This is a genomic window from Vibrio sp. 03_296 (genome assembly GCF_002265885.1).
The window spans coordinates 1-533 of sequence record NZ_NPKW01000169.1; the positions used below are offsets into that span (position 1 = coordinate 1).

Below are 533 nucleotides of genomic sequence, written 5' to 3' on the forward strand. Positions count from 1 at the left end.
CCATTTTGGCGCAGGCGAAAAAGGGACCGAATCTCGCGTTGACCCTGCTGGGATAAGTGTTGGGATGACTTGGATAGCGCTTGCGACACGAAAGGGAGCAAGTTAACAGGAGTGGGCTGGAAAAAAGTCAACCGCTCTTATCGACAATGCATGTCAAATCTTTAGTCCTATTTTTGATGTTTTTACACTTTTTACCGCTTTAATCACGAAAACCCCTTCAAACAAACTTTTTCAAAAAAATCGCATTTTTTTCCTAAAGGATTTCCAAACCGAGCCGTTAATAGAAGTAACTTTGAGAGAACTACTTGGTTTTCCGAGACGTCGGAAACCGTAATATCGGAAAATCAATTGGAGAATTCATCATGGCAGTGAATGTAAATACAAACGTAGCAGCAATGACAGCACAGCGTTACCTGAATAACGCAAACAGCGCACAACAAACTTCGATGGAGCGTCTGTCTTCAGGTTTCAAAATCAACAGTGCAAAAGATGACGCAGCAGGTCTGCAAATCTCTAACCGCTTGAACGTACAA

1 pseudogene is annotated in these 533 nt (G+C 42.4%); it reads left to right on the forward strand.

From position 1 onward, the window contains the following. Positions 1-362: 362 nt before the first annotated feature. Positions 363-533: pseudogene (locus CIK04_RS22510) on the forward strand (flagellin); the annotation flags it as partial.